Raw genomic sequence first — 1,097 nt, forward strand, 5'->3', positions numbered from 1 at the left:
CGACATATCCGGGCATTCTTCTTTCACCTTATTCCATTTTGCTAATGTCGACTCACCGACCGTCATATGCATGGAGTTGATAATCGAATCGCATAATTCCATTAAAGGTTTGGTTCTCATCTTGTCGCGGTAGATTTCTACTCCACCAAAATTAAAAATAATCCGAACAAATTGATGATCAGAGACCGGAAAAAAAACAAGCCGCCTAAGCAGTGGATTATCCTTAGTATTGTTATCTATTTGATGGATATCAAAAACGACCCCCTGAACCGTTTCAGATAAAGGTAACACCCGCCAATTTAATGGACCCCGATAATCTGGTTGATTCCCTGATCGACGATATCCATAGCTTGTATCAAGGTAATCTGCGATGGCCATCTCAAAGACTTTGGGATGAAACATGCTGGACTTTAAAAAGCGTGAGTTCTTATCGGCAGAAATCAGTAATGCAGATGAAGACAGGTCTGCCTGCCTGCCGACAAACCACGGACCAACGAAATACCAGGTGTTCTCATAAAAGAAATCTCTGTCCCAGAAGTCAGGAGGAGCATCGCGATTGCCACTGTACACCCGCTCCCAGTTACCTTTCAGAATGTTAGTAAGTCCTGGTTTACGTGAATCGACACTTTCCCACCGATTAACCAGTCCAAGTACAGGGTTGGCGGGCGGCGCACTGAAGTAGAAGCCGAGATCGCCAAATATCCACTTTTTTTGCCGGGGCTTAGTAAAATAGGGGCCACGGATTTCTGTAACGACAGGTCGTTCATCTAAAGCTTTAGCGTACGGAAAAAATTTAAGCCAGTCCCACATAGAAACTCTACCTGTTATCCCATGGTCACGCGGTGTATTCTTCAACAACTTCAACCTGCATCGACGTCCACTTTCTCTGGCTAACAGATAATTACGACTTGTGAGGAATAAACTGCGGCTCTCCAGCGTCCTTGACTTCCCGCTCTTTAACTTTCTTTCCCGGTTTTTCTTTAAACAGCGGCCATGGCAATTCACCAAACTCTTCAGTGATCGACATATCCGGGCATTCTTCTTTCACCTTATTCCATTTTGCTAATGTCGACTCACCGACCGTCATATGCATGGAG

2 protein-coding genes are annotated in these 1,097 nt (G+C 44.7%); both read right to left on the reverse strand.

All coding sequences use genetic code 11. From position 1 onward, the window contains the following. On the reverse strand, window positions 1-810 hold an 810-nt coding region (locus I9W95_RS13900; protein ID WP_225675925.1), incomplete at its 3' end, for a hypothetical protein. 91 nt (window positions 811-901) lie between these two features. Further along, the coding region (locus I9W95_RS13905) for a hypothetical protein (protein ID WP_225675927.1) at window positions 902-1,097 on the reverse strand (196 nt) is incomplete at its 5' end.

It is taken from the genome of Thalassolituus marinus (genome assembly GCF_020320395.1).
GTDB classification, from domain to species: domain Bacteria; phylum Pseudomonadota; class Gammaproteobacteria; order Pseudomonadales; family Oceanobacteraceae; genus Venatoribacter; species Venatoribacter marinus.